Origin of the sequence: Halobacteriovorax sp. (assembly GCF_041587335.1) — a bacterium.
Taxonomy (GTDB): domain Bacteria; phylum Bdellovibrionota; class Bacteriovoracia; order Bacteriovoracales; family Bacteriovoracaceae; genus Halobacteriovorax.
Map to the genome: position 1 here is coordinate 1 of NZ_JBFGYP010000240.1, position 2500 is coordinate 2500.

The window sequence follows — 2500 nt, forward strand, 5'->3', positions numbered from 1 at the left end:
CATTGAAGCCGGTGACGTTCACTTTCTTCTTAGATCAAGTGGTAAATTAGAAGTACTTCAATTCGATTGGTACAACTCTTCAGAGTCTTCTGTTGATTTCCCAGCAAAGATAATAATAGAGCAAGGTGATAATGGACTACTAAGAGGACTACCTGTGGCCCACTTAATCTTTTCTGAGGGATCTGATGAACTAGCAATTGATTACCATGTAATCCTCACTGCCGAGGAGCAAGGCGATAGAAGAAGTCCTAGTATTAAACTTCTAACTACCTTTGTTCTAGAAAATGATGGACCCAACCACGTCGCTTCCGTTATCTCACGAGGAAAGATGGTTCTTTTAAAATATGATACCGACTCTAAGAAATACATCTCTATTAAATAATTAATTAAACCTTCTACAAAGAAGGTTTTTTTTTACCTTCAATAGTTATAAAATATTATAGATTTAAAATCTGGAGGTCTTATGAAAAACAAGCTTGGTTATATAGGTGCATTTACTTTAGGAGCTATTTTCTCTTGTTCAATTACTTACACTATCATGAATAACTCTATTCAGGCCGAAAGAGCGGAGATGGTTAAAATTAGAAAAGAGATTAAAAAGCTAAATCAAGGAATTAATATTCCAAATTTCTTTGCGGACTTTGATGAGAAATTCAAAGATATCAAAAAACAATTTGATCAAGAGATCGCTGACGCTGAAGAAGATGCGAGAAACGCTTCTTCATTCTTTGGCGGTTTAGCACAAGGTATTCAAAGTTTTACAACTTCTATGGCCGGTGGAGATATTACTGAAAGAGAAGATGATCAATTCTACTACTATGATATTGAAGTAGGCTCTTCTGAAAAAAATGAAATCAATGTGCAAGTTGAAGACGGGCACCTTGTAGTTTCAGGAACTATTGTTAACGAAGATAAAACAGGGTCTGTAACAAGTTCGTTTAGATCTTCTTTTAATCAGTCCAGATCACTTCCGAGAGGAGTTGATCAAAATGATTTTAAATTGGATCATGATAAGGACAAGGGCATCTTAACTATAAAGTTCCCAAAAATCTGAAAGAGAGGGGAGAGAATCCTCTCTTTCAGATCAATAAAAGTTTACTCAACCAAGTAAACGTCGGCATTATTTAAATAATTCAATAATTTTACATTAAAGTCCCTTGGGACTGAGTCTTGCACATAAGATTGTTCCAAATGTGCAAGACCTATTCTTGTTAGCTTTGGATAGTTTGCTAGAATCTTAGTTTGAAAGTAATCATCTAGAAACTTCGTCCTTTGTAGGACTGGGAGTATACAGGTATCGGTGAGAGTGAAACCTGAAGGATCGAATGTTGAACCTCCTGAAGCATGTTCTTCAAGTCGTCCAAGCTGAACTTTAAATAATTCAATATTCTTTTCATAACTTTCTTTTTCCTTTGCTGCCATCGCAGCGAATTGAGTCATTGTTAGGGCGGAACAATACTCGGACCACGCTTTAAGCTTGGCCTTCTCTAGAGGATTTTTCGGGAGGAATTCTCCTCCGGTAATCTCATCTAGAAATTCATTGATGACAGCGCTTTCAAAAAGTATTTCATCACCAACTTTTAAGCAGGGTACTTTTCCAAGAGGAGAAACTTTTAGAAACCACTCTGGCTTATCCTTTAAGTCGATGTGTGTGACTTTGTGCTTAATGTCTTTCTTCAAAAGAGTTATTATTGACCTTTGAACAAACGGGCATAAATCAAAGCTTATAAGTTCTAGAGGTTTCACTTTTTCTCCTTATGAAATCTAAAATTAGTATAGGAGAGTTAGAAGTAGGCAGTGTTATGTCTAAGTAATTCGTTTGTTAAGATTGTGCAAACTTCTCCTGAGGTGTTATAACTCAGTGATGAAAGCACGATTGACGCAAGGAGATATCGGCAGTCAGCTAGTCTCTCTCGCAGGGCCTATGATTTTCGGTGTATTCTCAATAATTATATTCAACCTCGTAGACACTTATTATATTGGTAAGCTTGGACATAGAGAGCTAGCAGCTGTGGCCTTTACATTTCCTATTCCTCTAATGGTAGGAGCTGTTGCTTTTGGTATCGGAATTGCCGCAACGTCATTTGTTTCTATGGCGCTAGGATCTGGGAGATCGGACGAAGTCTCTCGCTACGCCACAGATAGTATTTCAATGGTTGTGGTCTTAGGTCTAATTCTTACCGTTATTGGTGAGATGACTATAGAGCCTCTGTTCCTATTTATGGGAGCTCCTAAAGATCTTATTCCAATGATCGCTGAGTACATGCGTGTTTGGTATTTATCTATTCCTCTTATTGTAGTTCCTATGACTGGAAATAGTATTATTAGAGCAATGGGAAATACTAAGTTTCCAGCAATGGTTATGGCAGTAGCTGGCCTAGGTAATTTTATCTTTGATCCAATTTTTATTTTTGGCCTTGGTCCAATTCCTGCAATGGGATTAAAAGGTGCGGCAGTGGCGACAGCTTTTTCTAGATTCTTTACTCTAATCGCTGCAGTC

4 protein-coding genes are annotated in these 2500 nt (G+C 37.4%); 3 read left to right on the forward strand and 1 reads right to left on the reverse strand.

Annotation, left to right across the window (positions count from 1 at the left end; translation table 11 throughout):
- Together ABX784_RS16850 and ABX784_RS16855 are read left to right on the forward strand one after the other, a co-directional pair.
- Window positions 1-382 (forward strand): hypothetical protein (locus ABX784_RS16850; protein ID WP_372656228.1); only part of this gene is annotated, 382 nt, incomplete at its 5' end.
- Between the two features lie 81 nt (window positions 383-463).
- Window positions 464-1054, forward strand: a complete 591-nt coding sequence (locus ABX784_RS16855) for an Hsp20/alpha crystallin family protein (RefSeq protein ID WP_372656229.1) — start codon at window positions 464-466, stop codon at window positions 1052-1054.
- Between the two features lie 41 nt (window positions 1055-1095).
- On the opposite strand, the gene ABX784_RS16860 is transcribed toward ABX784_RS16855, so the two are convergent.
- Entirely contained in the window at window positions 1096-1746 is a 651-nt protein-coding gene (locus ABX784_RS16860) for a glutathione S-transferase family protein (protein WP_372656230.1), read from the reverse strand.
- Between the two features lie 118 nt (window positions 1747-1864).
- Between ABX784_RS16860 and ABX784_RS16865 the strand changes: the two genes are divergently transcribed.
- A partial coding sequence (locus tag ABX784_RS16865) for an MATE family efflux transporter (protein ID WP_372656231.1) occupies window positions 1865-2500 on the forward strand: 636 nt, incomplete at its 3' end.